The sequence below is a fragment of the Streptomyces corynorhini genome (assembly GCF_003346515.1).
GTDB classification, from domain to species: domain Bacteria; phylum Actinomycetota; class Actinomycetes; order Streptomycetales; family Streptomycetaceae; genus Streptomyces; species Streptomyces corynorhini.
In genome coordinates this window covers 20,622-21,141 of the sequence record NZ_QQNA01000055.1, presented here as the reverse complement: position 1 = coordinate 21,141, position 520 = coordinate 20,622, and the positions used below count along the sequence as shown (strand labels likewise).

Sequence of the window (520 nt, the reverse complement as noted above, 5' to 3'; positions counted from 1 at the left end):
TGGCGGGCTTCGAGGCGGCGGATGAGGTGGGCGGGGTCGGGGGGCGGCGCGTAGCTGCCGGTGAAGGCTGGGGCGTGCCGGGTGAGGTGTTCGAGGTACCAGTCGGTCGCGTTCTGGGGGTGGGGGAAGGTGGCCCGGATGTGGGTGGGGGTTTTGAGGAGCCAGTCGGCGCTTTCGAGGGGCATGACGGGGGCGGAGGGGAATTCGGGATGCCCGGGACGGCGGTGGGCGTCGCCGGGTTTGACAAGGATGTCGCCGTGGCCGAGCCAGAGGTAGGCGTGGTGGTGCGGCGTTGCCACGTGTCTCCTTGGGCGGTGTGGGGTGGCAGCCCCGCCCTGGTGGGTGAGGCTGCCGGTAGTGGGTGGGATGAGTGGCTACGTACGCCCGCAGCCCTGGCCGTCTCCGCAGCCGCCGGACGGGTCGGAGTCCTGGCCGTCGTCCCCGTCGTCGTCGTTGTCTCCGCCGTACTTGACCGGGTCGATGCGGTAGCGCATGGTGACCTCCTGTGCCGTGCCCGGCC

The 520-nt window shown here is 71.5% G+C and carries 1 protein-coding gene; it reads right to left on the bottom strand.

Annotated features, from left to right (window positions below):
• Positions 1 to 299, bottom strand: a 299-nt coding sequence (locus DVH02_RS08950; RefSeq protein WP_199566213.1) for a hypothetical protein, incomplete at its 3' end; no start/stop codon positions are given.
• Positions 300 to 520: the final 221 nt, after the last annotated feature.